This is a genomic window from Streptomyces sp. NPDC050636 (assembly GCF_040654775.1).
GTDB lineage: Bacteria > Actinomycetota > Actinomycetes > Streptomycetales > Streptomycetaceae > Streptomyces.
Window position 1 is genome coordinate 338,972 of record NZ_JBFAIP010000002.1, and the last position, 18,243, is coordinate 357,214.

Genomic DNA, 18,243 nt, shown 5'->3' on the forward strand with positions numbered 1-18,243 from the left:
CAGGCAACGGCAAGGGAGACGGGGGTGGCTCGTCCTCGATGGCGGATTTCCCCGGCGACTCCCAACCGACCGGGCCCCCACAGACCGACCGCGTGGTCTTCGGCGTCACCGCGCTGCTGACTCTCGCGTTCATCGCCTGGGGGGCCGCCTCCACCGATTCGCTCAAGAACGTATCGACCACGATGCTGGACTGGGTGATCGCCAACGGCGGCTGGGCCTTCGTGCTCACCGCCTCCGGCTTTGTGATCTTCGCGATCTGGCTGGCCGTCAGCAAGTACGGGCGGATCACCCTCGGCAAGGAGGGCGAGGAGCCCGAGTTCCGTACGGTGTCATGGATCGCGATGATGTTCAGCGCGGGCATGGGCATCGGCCTGATGTTCTACGGCGTCAGTGAGCCGCTCGGGCACTTCACGACGCCGCCACCGGGCACCGACCCCAAGGACGCCGCCCAGGCGATGGACACGGCGATGGCCACCACGCTGTTCCACTGGACGCTGCATCCCTGGGCCATCTACGCGGTCGTGGGTCTGGCCATCGCGTACAGCTGCTTCCGGCGGGGGAGGCGGCAGACGATCAGCGCGGTGTTCACACCACTGCTCGGCAAGCGGCGGGTCAACGGCTGGGGCGGCCGGGTCATCGACATCCTGGCCATCTTCGCCACCCTCTTCGGTTCCGCGGCCTCGCTGGGCCTCGGTGCGCTGCAGATCGGCAGCGGAATAAAGGTGCTGGGCTGGATGGACAGCGTCAGCACCACCCTGCTGGTCGGCGTCATCACCGTGCTGACCATCGCGTTCATCCTGTCCGCGGTCTCCGGCATCGCCAAGGGCGTCCAGTACCTGTCCAACATCAACATGGTGCTGGCGCTGATCCTGGCCGTCTTCGTGTTCGTGGCCGGGCCGACCATCCTCATCCTCAACCTGCTGCCGACCTCGCTCGGGTCGTTCATCGGCGAGCTGCCGCAGCTGGCCGGCCGTACGGAGGCCAGCAGCGGTGACGCGGTGGGCGGCTGGCTGCGCTCCTGGACGGTCTTCTACTGGGCGTGGTGGATCTCCTGGACGCCCTTTGTGGGCATGTTCATCGCCAGGATCAGCCGCGGCCGGACGATCCGTCAGTTCATCGGCGGTGTGATCCTCGTGCCGAGCGTGGTCAGCCTGGTGTGGTTCGCGGTGTTCGGCGGCTCGGCCATGAAGCTGCAGGACGGCAAGAAGCTCAGCGGGTCCACCACGTCCGAGGGTCAGCTCTTCGACGTGCTGCACCAGTACCCGCTCGCGACCGTCACCAGCATCCTGGTGATGATCCTGGTCGGCATCTTCTTCGTCTCCGGTGCCGATGCCGCGTCCATCGTCATGGGCACGCTGTCGCAGAAGGGAACCTTCGAACCGAGCCGGCTCGTGGTCATCTTCTGGGGTGTGGTGACCGGCGCGGTCGCCGCGATCATGCTGCTGATCGGCGGCGGATCGGGCGACGCGCTGACCGGATTGCAGAATCTGACGATCCTGGTCGCGGTGCCCTTCCTGCTCGTGATGATCGCCATGTGTTGGGCGCTCATGCGGGATCTGCGCAGCGATCCGCTGATCGTGCGCGGCCAGAAGGGCGAGGAAGCCGTCGAGATGGCCGTCATCGCGGGCCATGAGCAGTACGACGGCGACTTCGAGTTCCAGATCGGGCCGGCGGACGGCGGGGAGAGCAGCGGCGCCACGGCCGTCGGGGAGGGTGCCGGGAAGTAGCCGGCGGAACCCTTGCAGCGGAGGGCCGGAGCCACCGGCCCTCCGCTGTCTGTCGTCTGTTACGTGGTTCCGGCCTCGCGCACCATCCGGACCACATCGTCCGCGCACCCCCACGCCACGGTCACACCCGCACCGCCGTGCCCGTAGTTGTGGACGCACAGCGTCCCGCCGGACAGCCGCTCCGCCGTCAGCCGCACCGCCGGGCGGGCCGGACGCAGCCCCACCTTGTGCCGGAGCACCCGGGCCTGTGCCAGCTCCGGGAATCGCCGGGCGCAGCGCGCCACGATCGCCTCCGCCACCGCCGGATCCGGCTCCAGCGCCTTAGGTCGTCGTCGCGGCGGCCGAGTCCGCCTCCACGAACCACTCCTCGACGCCGGGATTCTCCAGGATCACCAACTGCCCCTGGACGGAGCGCACTTGAGGATCGGGTACGAGATCCCGCGCGCCCAGCCCGGTGCAGTTCACGACCGTCGCGGCCTCCTGGCCCGCCTCCTCCAGCGAGGTGACCGTCCGCCGCTCCAGCGTTCCGCCGGCGTCCGCCAGCCGCCGTTCCAGGTAGCGGAGATGAGCCGGCATGTCGACGAGGGGCGTGCGGGCGCGCCATCCGGACGCGCACCCCTCGGGGAGTTCGTCCGGGCGCGCCTGACGCAGGCCGGGCACGGCGTCGTACCAGGCGGAGAGGGGCTCGGCGCCTGCCGTTGCCGCTGTTGCCGGGCCGGTCGCCACGTCCGTCATCGCGTCCGTCATCGTGCCCGTCACCATCCGGGAGCCCGTCTCGTCCGGCCGCTCGGCGAGGCCGGTGAGCACTTCGAAGGTGCGTACGGACCAGCGCACCGCCTCCTCGTACGGGTGGATGCGATAGGGCCAACACAGCGCTCCGGCCACCGCCGATGTCGTATCGGCGGCCGGGTCCCGGCTCACCAGCCGCACCCGGTGCCCGTCCTCCGCCAGCGCGACCGCCGAGGTCAGCCCGATCACGCCGGCACCGATCACGAGTACGTCACCCGCGTCGGTCGTCACATTGATCGTCATGTCTGGAAGCTACTGCCTGGGGCGCGGGTGGACGAGGGAGCGTTCTGGGCGGCCTCCATGCGGGGATACTCGGGACATGTCTGCGAAATCTGCGGAATACGCGACCTTCGGGCTGGCGCCGGCCATGCGCCCCGGTGGTGTGCTGCCCACCGGGGCCTATCAAATACACCGGGATTTCCTGGACTTCAGCATCGACGGCAGGCCGCTGCTGCTGCAGCTCGCCGATCTCGACGCGGTCTCGCCGCTCGCCGCCGACCTGGGCCCCTCGCTCTTCGCGGCGCAGGTGCGGCGGCTCCTGCTGGAGGACGGACCGGCGCCGGACGGCGGCCGCCGGGTCATCTACGGCTGTCCCGAGTGCGAGGGACCGGCCTGCGGCGCCGTCACCGCGGTCATCGAGCGCGACGGCACCGACTTCGTCTGGCGCGACTTCGCCTGGCAGACGGACGACATCGTGGACCTGAGGCGCAACGGCTACACGGGAATCGGGCCGTTCCGCTTCGAGGGCGCACAGTACCGCTCCGTACTGGAACAGCTGCTGACGTCCGACGCCGCGGGCCCGGCGCGGCCCGCCCGCCGGGTGCTGCTCATCGGGCGGCGGGCCGCCGTACTGACGAAGCTGGCCGCGGCGTTGCGCGGTACCGGCATCGGCGCGGAGATCACCCGCGACGCGACCGGCGCCGCACCGGACGAACTCCGCTCCTACGGGGCGGTGGCGCTCGGCCGCGGTGTGGGGGACGCCGAACGCGCCGCTGTACGGCAGGCGTTCGCGGACGCCGGATCGGCGGCCGTCGTCGTCGACGGCCTTGCGCCGATCGTCCCTCTGCTCGTCGCGCAGATCGAACAGGCGCTGGACCGCTGCCCGCAGGGCGAACGCCGGCTGCTGCGGCTCGCCGCGGAGCGCGGCACGGCGACCCTCACGGTCGCCATCCCCTGCCGGGTCCGGCTGACCGGATACCGCCTCGACCGGCTCTACCGCACCCGTACGACCGAGCTCTTCGACGGCCAACTGGAGGCAGGAGAGCACCGGTTGGGGCTGGCCGGGCCGGCTGGGGAGGCGTTTGTGGTAGCGCGGACCACCGGGGGTGTGCTGGTGGCGCCGGTGGACGGTGATGGGACGGGCGGGCGCTGAAAAGGTGAAGACGGGGCCCGCGGTGGCGTTCTAACATGGCGCGGTCCAACCCATGTGACGCAATACGACGATGGCCCCGGCGCGCCGCTAAGCGCCACCGATGATGCAGAAGATCTTCAGTGCCGGTACGAGTTTCCGGAGGGCCGCCTCCACCGTGCGATGAGCGGCCGCGCACGGCGTGCCGAACCCGCCGCAGGCCCCGCCATCCGTACCCGCACCCCCGGCGAACTCCGACGCTCCCGACGGCCGCGCGCCCACTCGTGCTGGGACCACCTCTACGCCGCCCCGCTGTGGCCGATGCACGGCGCCAACCTGGGCACCCTGCTGCGCACCTGTGACGCGGTCGGCGCCTGTCTGACCGTGCCGCGCTTCTCGTGGGTGCCGGAGGCGCTGGAGCGCGGCAATACGCTCCGCAGGCCCGCCTGTGTGCACTGGACCGGCGATCCGGTGGGCTGGCTGGAACGGCAGCGCGAGCGCGGGCTGCGGGTGGTGGGCGTGGAACTCGCCGACGAGGCGGTGCGGCTGGGGGGCCTGCCGGCGGCGCGTGAGCCCACGGTGATGGTGCTGGGGCATGAGCAGCACGGGATTCCGCCCGAGGCGCTGGATCTGCTGGACGAGGTGGTGGAGATCCCGATGGTCGGCACCGGCGCCAGCCTCAATGTCGCGGTGGCGGGGTCGCTGGTGCTCTACAAGCTGGCGGGGCTGATGTGAGGTCCGGGGGCTACGCGGACCGGAGTCGTCGTGTCCCGTCCGGCTGCGCTCCGCGTCGTCCGCACGTGATCTTGGTGTAACCCTCCGGCCGTCATCCGGACAAACCCGGACCTTAGGCTGGTAGCGGCACCGTCGGCCGATGACGCCCCTCGGATTCCGCCCGCCGCCGTTCGTCCGCCGTTCGTTCGCATCGTCTGAACTGAGACCGTCTGAACTGAGGCCGTCCGGGTGGAGACCGTCCAAGCTGAGATCGTCCGCGTTCAGATCGTCCGAGCTCAGATCGCCTGAGGAGGCCCATGCCCCGCGCGCAGCGCGCCGTGCCCGCCTGGCTCGCCCACCCCTTCCGCTGGCAGCGGCTGCCCGTCCCGTGGGCGGCCGTCGCACGCGGCGCGCTGTGTGCGGGGCCGCTGCTCGGTGCGGGGATCGCGACCGGCCACCCGGCGGCCGGCGTACTGGCCGGTCTCGGCTCGATGCTCGCGGGCGTCAACGACCGCCCCGGAACCCGCCGCACCGGCATCGTCCACATCGGTCTGCCCGCCCTCGCCTCGGCGCTCGGGATGCTGATCGGCGCCTCGCTGCAGGCGGCCGGCGCGGGCTGGTGGATCGTCCCGGCGCTGTTCGCCGTCGGCTTCGTCTCCGGCGCGGGCAGCGTGGCCGGGCCCGTACGGTCCAACGCCGGAATGCAGATGCTGGCCGCCACCATCCTCGGCGCGGGCATGCCGCTGCCGGGTTCGCCCTGGGCGAAGGCCCTCTACGTCTTCGCCGGATGCCTGTGGCTGCTCCTGCTGCGCCTCGTACTGCGTTCGCCGCGCCCTGTGGGCGGCGCGCTCAGCGGCGAGCGGGCGGCGGTGGCCAGGGTCTTCGACGCGCTCGCCGATGCCCTGGGCGCGGCCGGCGGGCCCGGCGCCGAGCCCGCCAGACGACGGCTGACCGCCGCTCTGGACCGGGCGGACGAGGCCCTGCGGCTGCACCGACTGACCAGTCGGCTGCTGCGTCGCCGCGCCCGCGCGGAGGAACTCCTGCTGGCCGAGCGGTTCGCCGCGGCGACGACGCTGTGCGAGGCCAGCGTCGCGCTTCTGTGGGAGGCACGCCCGCTGCCGGCCCGCGTCGCGGAGAGCCCCCGGCGGTTTGCCGAGGCGCTGCGCACCGGGCGCCCACCGGGCCGGCTGTCCGCCCCGGAGACCAGCTCGGCCGCGCGCGGAGCCTTCGACCAGGCCCTCCTGGATGCCGCGGTCGCCTTCGCCCGGCCGGAGCCGTTGTCCCAGCCGTATCCGGCGGCCGGCGCTGCTTCGACGCCTGGCTTCGGGCGGCTGGAGCCAAGGCCGGGGCCGGTGTCAGGTCCGGTTTCGGGGCCGGGCCACGGGCCGCCGCCGCCCCGCCGTCCCGCCTGGGTGTCCGTGGCCCGTCGTGCCCTGGGCGTCGTCGGCCGGCGGACACGGCGCGGGCGCAGTGTTCTCGGACCCGCCGGGCGGGACTACGGGCTGCGGGTCGCCGTCTGCATCGCAGCGAGCACCGCCGTGGCCCTGCTGCTGCGCGCCGACCACTGGTACTGGCTCCCGGCGACCGTCACCTTCCTGGTCAAGCCCGACCTGGGCCCGCTCTTCTCCCGTACGGTCAACCGCTTCGCCGGCACCGTCGCCGGCGTGCTGGTCTTCGCCGGGGCGGGCCTGCTGCTGACCGGCTCGTGGTGGCCGGTGCTGGCCGCCGGGGTGGGCGGTGCGCTGCTGCCGTTCGCCACCCGCCATTTCGCCCTGCAGACCGTTGCGATCACCCTCATGGTGCTGTCGTTCGTGCACGTCAGCGGCGATCCCCAGGCTGCCGCCGAGCGGATCGTCGACACCTCGATCGCCTGCGGCATGGTGCTCGTCGTCGGCCATCTGCCGCGGCTCGCGGACCCGCGCCGCCGGATCGGCCAGCGTGTCACCTCGGCCCTGCGCGCCACCGAACACTTCCTTCGGCACGTCCTGGAGTCGGAACCCGGGCAGGACCCCACCGAGCGGCTGGCGCTGCGCCGGGCCGCCTACCGGGCGCTGGGGGAGGCCCGGGCGGCAGCGGAGACCGCCGCGGCCGAACTCCTCGCCGCCCGCGACCGCAACCCCGACTGGCTGACCGTCGTCACCGCGGCCGAACGCATCGTGGACGCCGCGACCGCCTGCGCCGTACGTCTCGACCACGGCGCCCGCCGCCCGAGCCCGGATGACGCGCGCCGGCTGTGCCAGGCGCTGTCCGCCATGGCCGACGCCCTGGAGGACCCGCGCCGCCGGGCAACCGGGGCACCCGCCCCGGAGATTCACCCCGTCCCGGACTGCGCCACCCTCACCGACGTGGCCACCGAACTGGAGCGCCTCCGCGGGTATGCGGGCGCGAACTGATAACGGGTGCGAGCTGATAGCGGGAGCGATCTGACACAGGGAGCGACCTGACACCGGCCGACCCCTGTTGCTGCCCGCCTGGTCGAGGCCTCGGCCGAGGCGCCGCTGCGGACATGGCGATGCGGAGTCTGACTGAGCGAGCTGGGCTGCGGTGACGGAAGCCAGGCGGGGGTATGGGCGTTACCCTCGTCCTCGCCGCAGGCGGGCCACGTGACTTCCTCACAGCAGGTTGTGCGCAGAGCACATCGGGGCACCCGCAAGTCACCCGCGTCGGCTCCGTAAAGTGTGGGCCATGTCGGCGGAATCCCCCCTTATACAGAGCATGCGTACGGCCGTTGCGGCTGCGCCTGATGACGTGCCCCTGCGGCTGCACTTCGCTGAGTTGCTGCTGGCCGCGGGGCACGGTGACGCCGCGGTGGGGGAAGTGTCCGTGGCGTTGCAGCATGCGCCCGGTGATGTCCAGGCACGCGAGTTGATGGTCCGGGCCCTGACAGGTACTCCGGCAGCCACGCCCGGTGAAGCCGCACTGCCCGCGCCACCGCAGGCCCCGGTGCCCGGCCAACGTCCTGCCCCCGCCCCCACCCCCGCCTCGGGCCCGGGCTTCGACTGGAGCGCGGCCGAGGATCAGGTCGGCGATGTCGTGCCGCCACGGTTCGTGGAGGCGCCGCTCACCGTTGACGGCAGCGGTGATCCTGGGGACGCCGCCGCCTGGGAGGTGGAGCGGCCCGGGGCCATCCGTCTCGCCGATGTGGGCGGCATGCAGGAGGTCAAGGAGCGGCTGGAGGCCGCCTTTCTGGCGCCGTTGCGCAATCCGGAGCTGCGCCGCCTCTACGGCAAGAGCCTGCGCGGCGGGCTGCTGCTGTACGGGCCGCCCGGCTGCGGCAAGACCTTCATCGCGCGGGCCGTCGCCGGTGAGCTGGGGGCGAACTTCCTGTCCGTGTCGGTCAACGACGTACTGGACATGTGGATCGGTAATTCCGAGCGCAACATGCACGAGCTGTTCCAGACTGCCCGCCGCCAGGCCCCGTGCGTGCTCTTCCTGGACGAACTGGACGCGCTCGGTGGAAAGCGCAGCCGCACCCAGAGCAACGGAATGCGCAACACCGTCAACCAGTTGCTGACCGAGCTGGACGGCGTCGAGGCGGAGGCGAACGAGGGCGTGTTCGTGCTCGCCGCCACCAATGTTCCCTGGGACGTGGACATCGCCCTGCGCCGCCCCGGCCGGCTGGACCGGACCTTGCTGGTGCTGCCGCCCGACGGACCGGCCCGGGAGGCGATTCTCCGCTACCACCTGCGTGAGCGGCCCATCGAGAACATCGACCTCGGCAAGCTCGTCAAGGCCACCGACGGCCTGTCCGGCGCCGATCTGGCCCATGTGTGCGAGGCCGCGGCCGAGCACGCGCTGCTCGACTCGGCCCGTACCGGCACCGTACGCCTGATCGGGATGAAGGACCTGCTGGCCGCGGCGGGGCAGATCGCGCCCTCGACGGAGCCATGGTTCGCGGCCGCCCGCAACGTGGCGATGTACGCGAACGACGGCGGGATGTACGACGACCTGGTGGCCTACCTGAAGAAGAAGCGGAAGCTGTGACCACACTGAACCCGACCGTCGAACAGGCCCAGGCCCTCATCGACTTCAAACGCTACGAGCAGGCCCGCACCCTGCTGTCGCAGCACCTCGCCGAAGACCCCGGCGACCTGGCCGCCTGGATCGAGATCGGCAACTGCCACCTCAAGATGGAGCAGCCGGAGCAGGCGCTGGAGGCGGCTGACGAGGCCCTCAGACTCGCCCCCGAGGACTTCTTCGCACTCATTCTGCGCGCCCGGGCGATGACCCGCGGGCCCAATGGCTCATGGCGCGAGGTCGAGCCGGTACTGCGCGAAGCGGTCCGCGTCGATCCGGAGCACTGGTACGGCTATACGATGCTCGCCGATGCCGTGTCCCGCATGGCGCTGCTCCGCTACGTTCAGGCAACCGGTGTCAACGACCTCCGGAACCACGACCTCGGCCACGTCATGCGCGAGGCGTCCGACCTGGTCATGGAGGCGCTGCGGCTGGGCCCCGAGGAGGTCTACGCCCACGAAGTCGCCCTGCAGATCGCCAACTGGTCGAGCAACGTCACCCTCGCCGACCAGCTCGAACGCGCCATCCTCCGGCTCGACCCCACCCACGCTGAGGCCCTGACCGCGCAGACCCACAGGGCCGCCAACGCCCCGGGCGTCAAGGCTGCCAGGGCCGCCGACTTCTACGCCACCGGGCTTGCCGCCGCACCGGACTCCACCGGGATGCAGCGCGGTCTCGACCAGGCCACGTACCGCATGCTGCGCGGGGTACGGTGGCTCGCCCTGCTCTGCGTCGCCTTCGCCGGCACGGGGATGGACCTGTTCGCCGTCGAGGGCAAGGTGCAGCGGGAGTTGCCACTGCCGCTCGGCCAGCGCCTGTGGTACCTCGTGGTGGCGACCGCCATCTGGCTCGTCGGCGCCCTGCTGCGCTACCGGCGGCGGCGCGCCGGCGTCCAGCTCAACGTGCGGTCACTGATACACCGCCGCCGGTGGCCCCGCATAGTGCTGGCCCAGGCGGCCTGGGCCATGCTGTGCGCCCTGCTGATCGCCGAAGTTCCCTGGACGGACCGGCTGTTGCCGCAGGTGCTCTTCTGGGCAGGTCTCGCGCCGACGTTCGCCACGATCTGGTTCGACCGGAAGAAGACCCGGTGAAGAACCGAGCAATGCCGAGGCCGAGGCCGGGGCCTCGACGGCCGCGAGCAGCAGGTCGCCTTAGGCGAAGATGATGGCAAGCACGAAAAGGAGAGCAACCAGGGCGAGCGTCTCCCAACGCATCACGCGGCGCAGGTCCTCCAGCCGCAGGGACGACCCGCTGTGCGTGCTGGCCCGCCCGGAATCCGAATCGTCGCTGTAGTCGTCACTCATGTGTCCAGTACCTGATCTTTCTCGTCGGTCGCCGACATCGGTCCTGCCCGCGCGTCCAGTATCCCGAATCACTCGGACTCGATGGCACACGCTCAAGGTGCGTTGTCACGGACACCTGGCCATCTTGATCGATGGGCCGATTTATGGGAATCGGCGGCATTGAGCACGGGGGTTGCCGGGTGTGTGTCGTGGGGTGTGGTTAGCGTTGGCGCATGGCTTACGACGAGGTGCTGGCGGGGCGGGTCAAGGAGCGGCTGGAGCCCGACGGGGTGGTCGCGAAGAAGATGTTCGGCGGGATCACCTTTCTGCTCAACGGCAATGCGCTGGCCAATGTGTACGACGAGGGCCTGATGGTGCGGGTCGGGCCGGATGGCATGGACGATGCCCTGTCCCGCTCCGGCGCGCGGCCGCTGGTGTTTCGCGGCAAGGAGCAGAACGGCTGGGTGGTGCTGGCGGAGGAGACGCTGGACGATGACGTCCTGGACGACTGGCTGAAGGTGGCCATGGAGGTTACTGCGGAGCTGCCGCCCAAGTGATCCGGGTCGCCCGACTGCGGCCGTAGCCACCTGTTCACCGGTCCACGGCGTCCGTGCCGCCGGGCCCGTTCACCGCGTTCTCCCCGTCGGTTTCGGCAGACCCGGCAGATGCGGCCAGCGCACGGGCAGCGCGCAGCAGGCCGTTGCCCAACTCCTCAAGGTGTGGGGCGAGTTCGGGTGTTCCCCGAACGACGCCGTCCGGGTCGAGGGTGACCCCCAGGAGTTGTCGGGCGATCTGGTGGGGGCTGTCGGCCGCGAGGTCGAGGGCGCTGGTGTGGTCGTCGAGGGGGTGGACGCGGCCGGGGAGGGAGTAGGTGCGGGCGCGTACGGCGGCGGCGTCGGCCAGGGCGGTGGCGTGGATGGTGTAGCGGGCGGGGGCGGCGGCGATGCGCGCGGCGACGTAGGCGGCCGTATCGGTGGCGGGCAGTTCGCGGGGGGCGACGCGGCGGCCTGTGGGGGCGGGGTCGGTGAGGCGGTCGACGCGGAAGATGCGCCATTCCTCGTGGTCGGTGTCGTAGCCGGCGAGATACCACAGGGGGCCTGCGGCGACCAGGCCGTGCGGTTCGGCGCGGCGCGGCCCCGTGGTGCCGCTGCTGGTCTCGTAGGTGAAGGTGACGGTCTCGTGGTCGCGGCAGGCGGCGGCCAGGGTGGCGAGGGTGGAAGGGTCGGCCGTCGGGCCGGTGCTCCAGGGCACTGGAAGGGGAGAGGCCGTGGCGTGGATCGTGGCGACCTGGTGGCGCAGGCGGACGGGCAGGACCTGTTCGAGTTTGGCCAGGGCCCGGACTGCGGTCTCTTCGATGCCGGTGACGCCGGTGGTGGCGGTGCGCAGGGCGACCGCGATGGCGACGGCTTCCTCGTCGTCCAGGAGCAGGGGCGGCAGGTCGGCTCCGGCGGACAGGCGGTAGCCGCCGGCCTGCCCCGTCGTCCCTTCCACCGGGTAGCCCAGCTCGCGTAGCCGGCCGATGTCGCGGCGGATGGTGCGGAGGGTGACGCCGAGGCGTTCGGCAAGTTCGGTGCCGGTCCAGGCGCGGCGGGTCTGGAGCAGGGACAGCAGGCGCAGCATCCGGGCGGGCAGGTCCTGGGGCATGGCGCCTCCTCGGTCATGTCGTGTCCTGGGCCGTGTCTTCCAGGCTGCCAGGCAATGGTGACGCGAGGTGTCCTAATAAGGATCTACGGTCGATTTCAGCGGTCGTGAACCGCGCCGACGTCCCGGCACCGACCCTGTCGGGTCGCGGCACACGGCGAGGGCTCCGCCCCACGCGGCCTCGCCGCTCCTCTCCCATTACCTTCCCTTTGCCTTCCTTGAAAGGACAGCGCCATGACCATCCCGTCTCCCGGCAGTGTCGCCTGGTTCGAGATCGACACCGCCGACCCCAAGGCCGCCCAGGACTTCTACGGCACTCTCCTCGGCTGGACCTTCCAGCCCGTCCCCGCCCCCGACGGCCGGACGTACACGCTGATCACGGTCCCGGGTGACCCCTACCCGACGGGCGGCATCCGGCCGACCGGCACCGGTGGTGAGGAGGGCATCACTGTCTCCATGGTGTCCACGGACGCGGCCGCCGACGTGGCCAGGCTCAAGGATCTGGGTGCGACGGTGGTTCTCCCGCCCGCCAAGGCCGCCGACGGCGGCGACTACGCCCGCCTGAAGGACACCCGCGGCAATCTCTTCACCATCTGGACACCGCCCGTCACCAGCTGGACGCCCCCCGAGCAGTCCGCCGGGAACGGTGCGGGGCGGCAGTCGGACCAGCGCGCGGGCGCCCCGCAGCCCGGCTCGTTCGCCTGGTTCGAGATCGGCACCGCTGACATCGAAGCGACGAAGAACTTCTACGCAGAGGCGTTCGGCTGGACCTACCAGCGCGACCCCGGCGCGGTCGCCCGGCCGTACTACGGCGTCACCACCGGGGGCGAGCGTTCCACCGGCGGCCTGTCCGACAACAGCGCGGAGGCGGTCGTCGCGGAGTATGCCATCCCGCTGTTCCTGTCCTTGGATGTGCCCGCCACCGTCGCCAAGGCTCAATCACTCGGCGCGACAGTCGAGTTCGGGCCGGAAACCACCACCTACGGCCTGGCCTTCGCCCGGCTGAAGGACCCGCGCGGTGTGAGCTTCGGGCTCTTCTCCATGCCCCAGGGCTGACCCGGACGCGGACCCGGCCCGCGTGGGGCCGGGTCCGGCGCCGGCCCCGGGCGGGCACGTGTACATCTTCCGGGGCTCCCGATGCAGCAGCTCCTGAATCACCCCGGGTGACCCCTTCCACCCGTGGGTCCCAGATCCGACACCACTGCGCGCGGGGCCCGGTGTGTTTCCGGGCTCCACCTCCGCGCTACACGAGAGGCAGTTGCTCGCTCCCTCGCGGCGGTTGTTCGTCGGTTACGACCGTGACCTCGGGAACCCCACGATGAATCCTCGGCCACCAGGCGAACTGCCAGTTGCGGCACGTCCGGTGCAGTCTCGATCGACGTAGTGGAGCGTCGGCCGGGATGGAGTGGTCCTTCTGAGTAAAAGATCGGAACGGGGCATGTTCTGCTATTCGGTGACCTGATTTCCGGCTGACGCACAACTCAGTAAGGGCATGATAGGTCCAGTCGGGCTGTCATTCGATCAGCGCGCGGATACCACCGAGGCCGTGCTGGAGCTGGAGGATGGTTACCGGCATGTGTGGGAGGAAGTGGTCTCTGCCGCCAACTTGGAGGAGCAGATTCCGAAGCTGGAAGCCCTGGAACGTGCGCTGAGGGACACGTTGGAGGGAATCCTTGAAATCGCTCGACGATATGTGATCGATGCTGAGCGTTGGAGTCTCAACTGAAAGGCTGCTGACGCCTGCACAACCCGTTATCAGCGGAGACAAGTTCTGCCCCGGCATGTGCTGAAACGGTCTCTGTCCAGGTGGTGGGCCAGCCTTTGGCCCACCACCTGGCGTCAGTTCACGATGCCTTATGCCTGCATCTTTGCCCGCAGGCTGAGCGCGTCTTGCGGGCCGGCGACAGAAACCCTGGTGCAGTCATGTCCGTACGGCCAGACCTTCGCGCCAACCCTCGCCGCGGCTAGGGTTTCCGGCTCACCCGTGCGTGAGCGTGCTGCTGACCGCCTGCTCGGCGGTGCTGACCGGAGCCCATCTCGTTCGCGGCGATCGGGCAGTGGGCCCGCAGCGCCCCGCAGGACGCCCTCGCCCGGCTCGGTCTACGTGCTCATGACTTTGCAACAGCCCTGTCTCGGCAGGCCGGATGGCGTGCGAGGTTGAACAACAGGCTCAGAATTGACAGGGGCGAGGCGATATGCCCCCGGCGACTTGCTGAAACCAGCGTTTATTCACGGTCACTCAGGAATTGACAGGGGGGTGGCGATATGCCCCTGCAACTCGCGGAAATCAGCAGTCTATTGACGGGTATTCAGAAATTGACACGGGCGTGACGATTGCCTACGGTCCCATCGCGTCAGGTTTTTACCGATCGCACCCGAGGGTATTCATGACCACGTCCCCAACGTTGCCGAAGTTCAGGCAGCAGTTGATTCTTGCCGTTCTCATGGTGTGCTCGCTGCTGATCTGGCTGGACAACACCGTCCTGAGTGCCACCTTGGAGACCCTCGCCGACCCGGTTCGTGGACTGGATGCCGGCCCGGCCGAGCTTCAATGGGCCACAGGCTCGTACACCCTGGCCTTCGCCACCTTGATGTTCACCGCAGGTGCACTGGGTGACCGCTTCGGCCACCGGACTGTGCTCGCAACCGGATTGGTGATCTTCGCCGGCGCCTCGGTGTGGGCGGCGTACGCAGGCGACGCAGGCCAGCTGATTGCCGCTCGAGCCGCGATGGGAGTAGGCAGCGCGCTGATCATGCCCGCCAACTTGGCCATCCTTATATGGACCTTCACCGGCCCCGCGCGGGCAACCGCGATCGCCATTTCCTCGACATCCGCCGGTGTCGGAATGGCCGCAGGCCCGGTGTTGGCAGGGTTGCTTCTCGACCATTTCTGGTGGGGCTCGGTCTTTCTGGTCAATGTCCCGGTCGTGGCGCTGGCGTTGGTCGGGATCGTCATGCTGGTCCCGAATTTCCGCAGCCCCACCCCGCGTCCGCTGGACCCGGCTGGGATGTTGCTGTCGATCAGCGGGCTCGCGGCGTTGGCCTACGGGCTGATCCGTGCGGGGCAGGTGGCCGCCTGGAGTCGTACGGATGTCTGGGCGCCGATCGCCGTCGGACTGGCCCTGCTGGCCGCTTTCGTACTCGTCGAACTGCGTATCAAGGTGCCCAGCTTCGATCCCCGACTGCTCGCGCAACGTGCATTCGGTGGCGGCAACGCGGCGATCGGATTGCTCCTCTTCGCCACGACCGCCGTCACCTTCTATAACGCGTTCTACCTGCAGGGTGCACGCGGCTTTTCGCCGATGGAGGCGGGCTTGGCCAGTCTCCCGACCGCGCTCGGTGCGATCCTGGGGGCGTACCTTGGCGCGCGTCTGGTTCGTCGCTGGTCGCTACGCCCGATTACCGCACCAGCGCTCATCGTGGCGGCGCTGACCATGGGCGCGTACGGGTTTCTCGGACTGCAAACCCCACTCATCTGGATCGAGATCTTGTTGTTGGTCCAGGGCCTCTCCATCAGCATGGTGATCAGCCCAGTGACGGCAGCATTGATCAGCTCCCTGCCGTTGGAACGGGCCGGTGCCGGGTCGGCCGTCACCAACACCGTGCGACAGACCGGCAGCGTTATCGGGATCGCGGTTGGCGGCACGATCATGTCGATCGTGTATCGGCGCGCGATCGAACCCTCGCTGAGCGATGTACCCGGGTCGGTGCAGGACCGGGCGCGGGTTTCCGCCGAACAGGCCCGGCATGTCGCCACCGCGATCCACCGGCCCACTCTTGCGCACGCTGCCGATGATGCGTTTATTCACGCTATGCACGTCGGCGCGGCCTGGATCATGCTCATCGGGCTCTTCGGAGCAGCTGTGCTGGTGATTGCCTTGCGTCCTGTCGGAAAGTCCACGGGGCTGGTACAGGAGCCGGAATACGATCGAGGAGGCAGCCGCTCAGTGAATGGGGCGACCCCCCATTCTCGGGCTGACAACCAACCCGCTCGTGAGGGCGATGACGTGAGCAGCCACTGACACAATGGGAATCGGGCAAAAACTTCCTGGTGTCCTGCTTGATAGTCAGGCCACGTACCTACCCGACCGTCATATGTTTGCTTTGTGGACCTGGTCCGGCCGCGCCGTGGGGGCTGCCCCGCCGGTCGGTGATGTCGAGACCGTTGCCTTGGTTGTCCCGACGTCAGACCTTGGCGGGTTTGAGGTGTCCGACGTCGAATGCGCACTGATCGAGCCGGACAGGCTCGCCGGCGTGCCCCTCGACTCGCCTGGTCGGTCGGTGGATGTCTGGCGGGCGTGGATTGCGGGTGACGATTCGGCCCTGCCGATCGCAGCGCATGCCGTTCCCGATGCCACCGGTATCGCCGTGACGTCGGCGGAGCATGCCGTGGCCGTCTTCCGTCATACCAATGCTGTTGCGACCGAACTGCGCACAGCGCTGACCGCCAAGCTGCGGCCATATCAGGTTCGCGGTGTGAGCTGGCTGCGTGAGACCGTCGATGAACACGGCGGTGCGGTGCTGGCCGACGAAATGGGGCTCGGTAAGACGCTGCAGGCCATCGGCTATATCGCCGGGCGCGCCGAGGAGGGGCCACAGCTGGTGGTGTGTCCCACTTCGCTGGTCGGGAACTGGGCACACGAAATCGCGCGGTTCGCACCTGACCTGCGGACGATAATCTGGCGTGGCGGGCCGCTGAAAGCGGTGGATAGCGGGACGGTGGTGCTCACCGGTTACCCGACGCTACGCATACACAGCCCTGTCATGATGGAGCATCATTGGGTCACTGCGGTTTTCGATGAGGCCCAGGTGCTGAAGAATCCCCGCACGCAGGTATCGAAGGCCGCGCGAACCATTGCGGCCGACGCGCGAATCGCCTTGACCGGAACGCCCGTCGAGAATCACCTCGAGGAGCTTTGGGCGCTGCTCAATCTGGTCGCACCGCAACTGTTCGGGCACAAGACGCAGTTCCGTCGTCGCTTTGTCCGGCCGATCGCGGACGGCTCCCTCGCCGCCGCTGCCCGACTGCGCGGGGCAATCGAGCCGATCGTGTTGATGAGGAAGAAGTCCCAGGTCGCAGGCTCACTCCCACCCAAGATCCACGCCGACCTGATCTGCGACCTCACCGAGGAACAGCAGCAGTTGTACGACCAACTGCTGGAGCAGGCGATCGACGATGGCTTCGGCAGCGGCGCACAGCGCCACACCAAGGTGTTGGCAGCCCTCACCGCGCTCAAACAGGTCTGCAACCACCCGGGCCTGATCACCGGTGACCTCGGTGAGCTGTCAGGAAGATCGGGAAAACTCGACCTCTGCACCGACATTGTGGCCAACAACCTCGAAATTGGCTCTCCAACCCTGATTTTCACCCAGTACCGACAGACCGGTGAGCTGCTGGTGCGACACTGCGGCGAACAGTTCGGCGTGTGTGTGCCGTTCTTCCACGGCGGCTTGAATCAGGAGCAACGGGCCGACATCGTCCGCCGGTTCCAGGCCGACAACGGCCCGAAAGTGCTGGTGCTCAGCCTGAAAGCGGGTGGCACCGGGCTCACTCTCACCCGCGCAGCCGACGTCATCCACTTCGACCGATGGTGGAATCCGGCCGTGGAAGCGCAGGCCTCCGATCGAGTCCATCGGATCGGTCAGACCCGCACCGTCACCGTCACCACTCTGACCACGGGGACCACCGTCGAGGAGCACATCGCGGCCATGCACTCGCGCAAATCCGCACTCTCCGATATCGCTGATTCGTCCAGTGTCGCCGAATTGGCCCGCTTGGATGATGACCGCCTCATTGCGATCCTGCGCCGGAAGCGAGACAGCTGACATATGCCCGACAATGATTTCGGCTACACGGTGTGGGGGAAGGACTGGGTTCGGCTCGCTGAGTCGTTGCGTCAGACCCGCCCTGATCCGCAGCTGCCGGGCGCGCGCAGAATCGCACGCGACGGGAAGGTGCAGGTCACGATCGACGGCCGGATCGTGCGCGCCGTCGTACACCGTGGTCGCAGCGCTTCGGTGGCCAACATCGAGGTTGCGCCAATGTCCCGGGAGGCGATAGTCGGGATCTCCCGCCAGTTGTGTGGCGTTCGGCCCGTCCTCACCGACGAGCTGTATCGCGCGATCACCGAAGCGGGCCACCCGCCTGCACCGAAACTCGTCGGCGTCGACTGCTCCTGCTCAGCCGACACTCCACGATGTATCCACGTGTTGGCCGTCTACTACGAAATGGCACGACGCGTCGATGACGATCCTCGAATTGCTCTCGATATCCAGGACTTCTTCCGCGCCTCATCGGACCGTACTGAAGTATCCACCGCAGTAACGCCGCAGCGGTGGATCGCGCTCAATGCCCTTAATCCGGCCGACTACTTCATGGTGTCCAAGTAGTCGCACCATGCGGCGTATGTCAACGACTGTTGCGCGGGCAGACATCGGCAGGGTGTCCCGCGTGCCATCGTGTGCCGCAGCGAACGATCCCGTCTGCTGCGTCGACGAGAACCGTCGCCTCTCCTTGCTGTTGGCATTTTGCTGACTGTGAAGCAGCGCAGCGGGAGCGAGGAACGTTGCACGCGGACCTCAAGTGCAGCCCCGGCGGCACGACAGGGGTTGGGCCGCGCTTCTGCACCTTCCCGCAGGGCGACCGCCCTGCGGGAAGGTGGCTGCCGTGTCCCGATTTCCGCTGCAATTCGGCTGGTTGCCGAGTGGCGCGCGTGCTTCACCC

Annotated in this window: 14 protein-coding genes and 1 pseudogene; 12 read left to right on the top strand and 3 right to left on the bottom strand. The window is 69.2% G+C overall.

The window, feature by feature from the left end; genetic code table 11:
• Window positions 1–38 precede the first annotated feature (38 nt).
• Entirely contained in the window at window positions 39–1,727 is a 1,689-nt protein-coding gene (locus AB0I10_RS04045) for a BCCT family transporter (protein WP_363150840.1), read from the top strand.
• Between the two features lie 59 nt (window positions 1,728–1,786).
• Here AB0I10_RS04045 and AB0I10_RS04050 read toward each other — a convergent pair.
• Window positions 1,787–2,759: pseudogene (locus tag AB0I10_RS04050) on the bottom strand (FAD-dependent oxidoreductase).
• Window positions 2,760–2,835: 76 nt separating this feature from the next.
• Here AB0I10_RS04050 and AB0I10_RS04055 point away from each other — a divergent pair.
• The 5 genes from AB0I10_RS04055 to AB0I10_RS04075 all read left to right on the top strand — a co-directional run bounded on the left by AB0I10_RS04055 (window position 2,836) and on the right by AB0I10_RS04075 (window position 9,686).
• Entirely contained in the window at window positions 2,836–3,888 is a 1,053-nt protein-coding gene (locus AB0I10_RS04055; protein WP_363150693.1) for an oxidoreductase, read from the top strand.
• A 159-nt stretch (window positions 3,889–4,047) separates the two neighbouring features.
• Entirely contained in the window at window positions 4,048–4,599 is a 552-nt protein-coding gene (locus tag AB0I10_RS04060; RefSeq protein WP_363150694.1) for a TrmH family RNA methyltransferase, read from the top strand.
• A gap of 296 nt (window positions 4,600–4,895) precedes the next feature.
• A complete protein-coding gene (locus AB0I10_RS04065; protein WP_363150695.1) occupies window positions 4,896–6,971 on the top strand; it encodes an FUSC family protein in 2,076 nt (691 codons plus the stop codon).
• A gap of 292 nt (window positions 6,972–7,263) precedes the next feature.
• A complete protein-coding gene (locus tag AB0I10_RS04070; protein WP_363150696.1) occupies window positions 7,264–8,562 on the top strand; it encodes an AAA family ATPase in 1,299 nt (432 codons plus the stop codon).
• Window positions 8,559–9,686: a tetratricopeptide repeat protein gene (locus AB0I10_RS04075; protein ID WP_363150697.1), complete on the top strand. Its 1,128-nt coding sequence runs from the start codon at window positions 8,559–8,561 to the stop codon at window positions 9,684–9,686. Before AB0I10_RS04070 ends, AB0I10_RS04075 begins: the two co-directional genes overlap by 4 nt.
• A 60-nt stretch (window positions 9,687–9,746) precedes the next feature.
• Here AB0I10_RS04075 and AB0I10_RS04080 read toward each other — a convergent pair whose 3' ends face one another.
• Window positions 9,747–9,899: a hypothetical protein gene (locus AB0I10_RS04080; RefSeq protein WP_363150698.1), complete on the bottom strand. Its 153-nt coding sequence runs from the start codon at window positions 9,897–9,899 to the stop codon at window positions 9,747–9,749.
• 212 nt (window positions 9,900–10,111) lie between these two features.
• Here AB0I10_RS04080 and AB0I10_RS04085 point away from each other — a divergent pair, with 212 nt between their 5' ends.
• A complete protein-coding gene (locus AB0I10_RS04085; RefSeq protein ID WP_363150699.1) occupies window positions 10,112–10,435 on the top strand; it encodes a TfoX/Sxy family protein in 324 nt (107 codons plus the stop codon).
• Window positions 10,436–10,469: 34 nt separating this feature from the next.
• On the opposite strand, the gene AB0I10_RS04090 is transcribed toward AB0I10_RS04085, so the two are convergent.
• Window positions 10,470–11,522, bottom strand: a complete 1,053-nt coding sequence (locus tag AB0I10_RS04090) for a transcriptional regulator (protein WP_363150700.1) — start codon at window positions 11,520–11,522, stop codon at window positions 10,470–10,472.
• A 231-nt stretch (window positions 11,523–11,753) separates the two neighbouring features.
• Here AB0I10_RS04090 and AB0I10_RS04095 point away from each other — a divergent pair, with 231 nt between their 5' ends.
• From AB0I10_RS04095 to AB0I10_RS04115, 5 genes are all read left to right on the top strand, one after another.
• Window positions 11,754–12,575, top strand: coding sequence for a VOC family protein (locus AB0I10_RS04095; protein ID WP_363150701.1), 822 nt, complete (start codon window positions 11,754–11,756; stop codon window positions 12,573–12,575).
• 490 nt (window positions 12,576–13,065) lie between these two features.
• On the top strand, window positions 13,066–13,245 hold the full coding sequence (locus AB0I10_RS04100) for a hypothetical protein (RefSeq protein ID WP_363150702.1): 180 nt from the start codon (window positions 13,066–13,068) through the stop codon (window positions 13,243–13,245).
• A gap of 661 nt (window positions 13,246–13,906) precedes the next feature.
• Window positions 13,907–15,541 (top strand): MFS transporter, encoded by a 1,635-nt coding sequence (locus AB0I10_RS04105; protein WP_363150703.1) that lies wholly within the window; start codon window positions 13,907–13,909, stop codon window positions 15,539–15,541.
• Window positions 15,542–15,545: 4 nt separating this feature from the next.
• Window positions 15,546–17,345 carry a DEAD/DEAH box helicase gene (locus AB0I10_RS04110; RefSeq protein WP_363150704.1) on the top strand — a complete coding sequence of 600 codons (1,800 nt, stop codon included), beginning with the start codon at window positions 15,546–15,548 and terminating at the stop codon, window positions 17,343–17,345.
• A gap of 3 nt (window positions 17,346–17,348) precedes the next feature.
• Entirely contained in the window at window positions 17,349–17,909 is a 561-nt protein-coding gene (locus AB0I10_RS04115) for a hypothetical protein (RefSeq protein WP_363150705.1), read from the top strand.
• The last annotated feature ends 334 nt before the right edge of the window (window positions 17,910–18,243 follow it).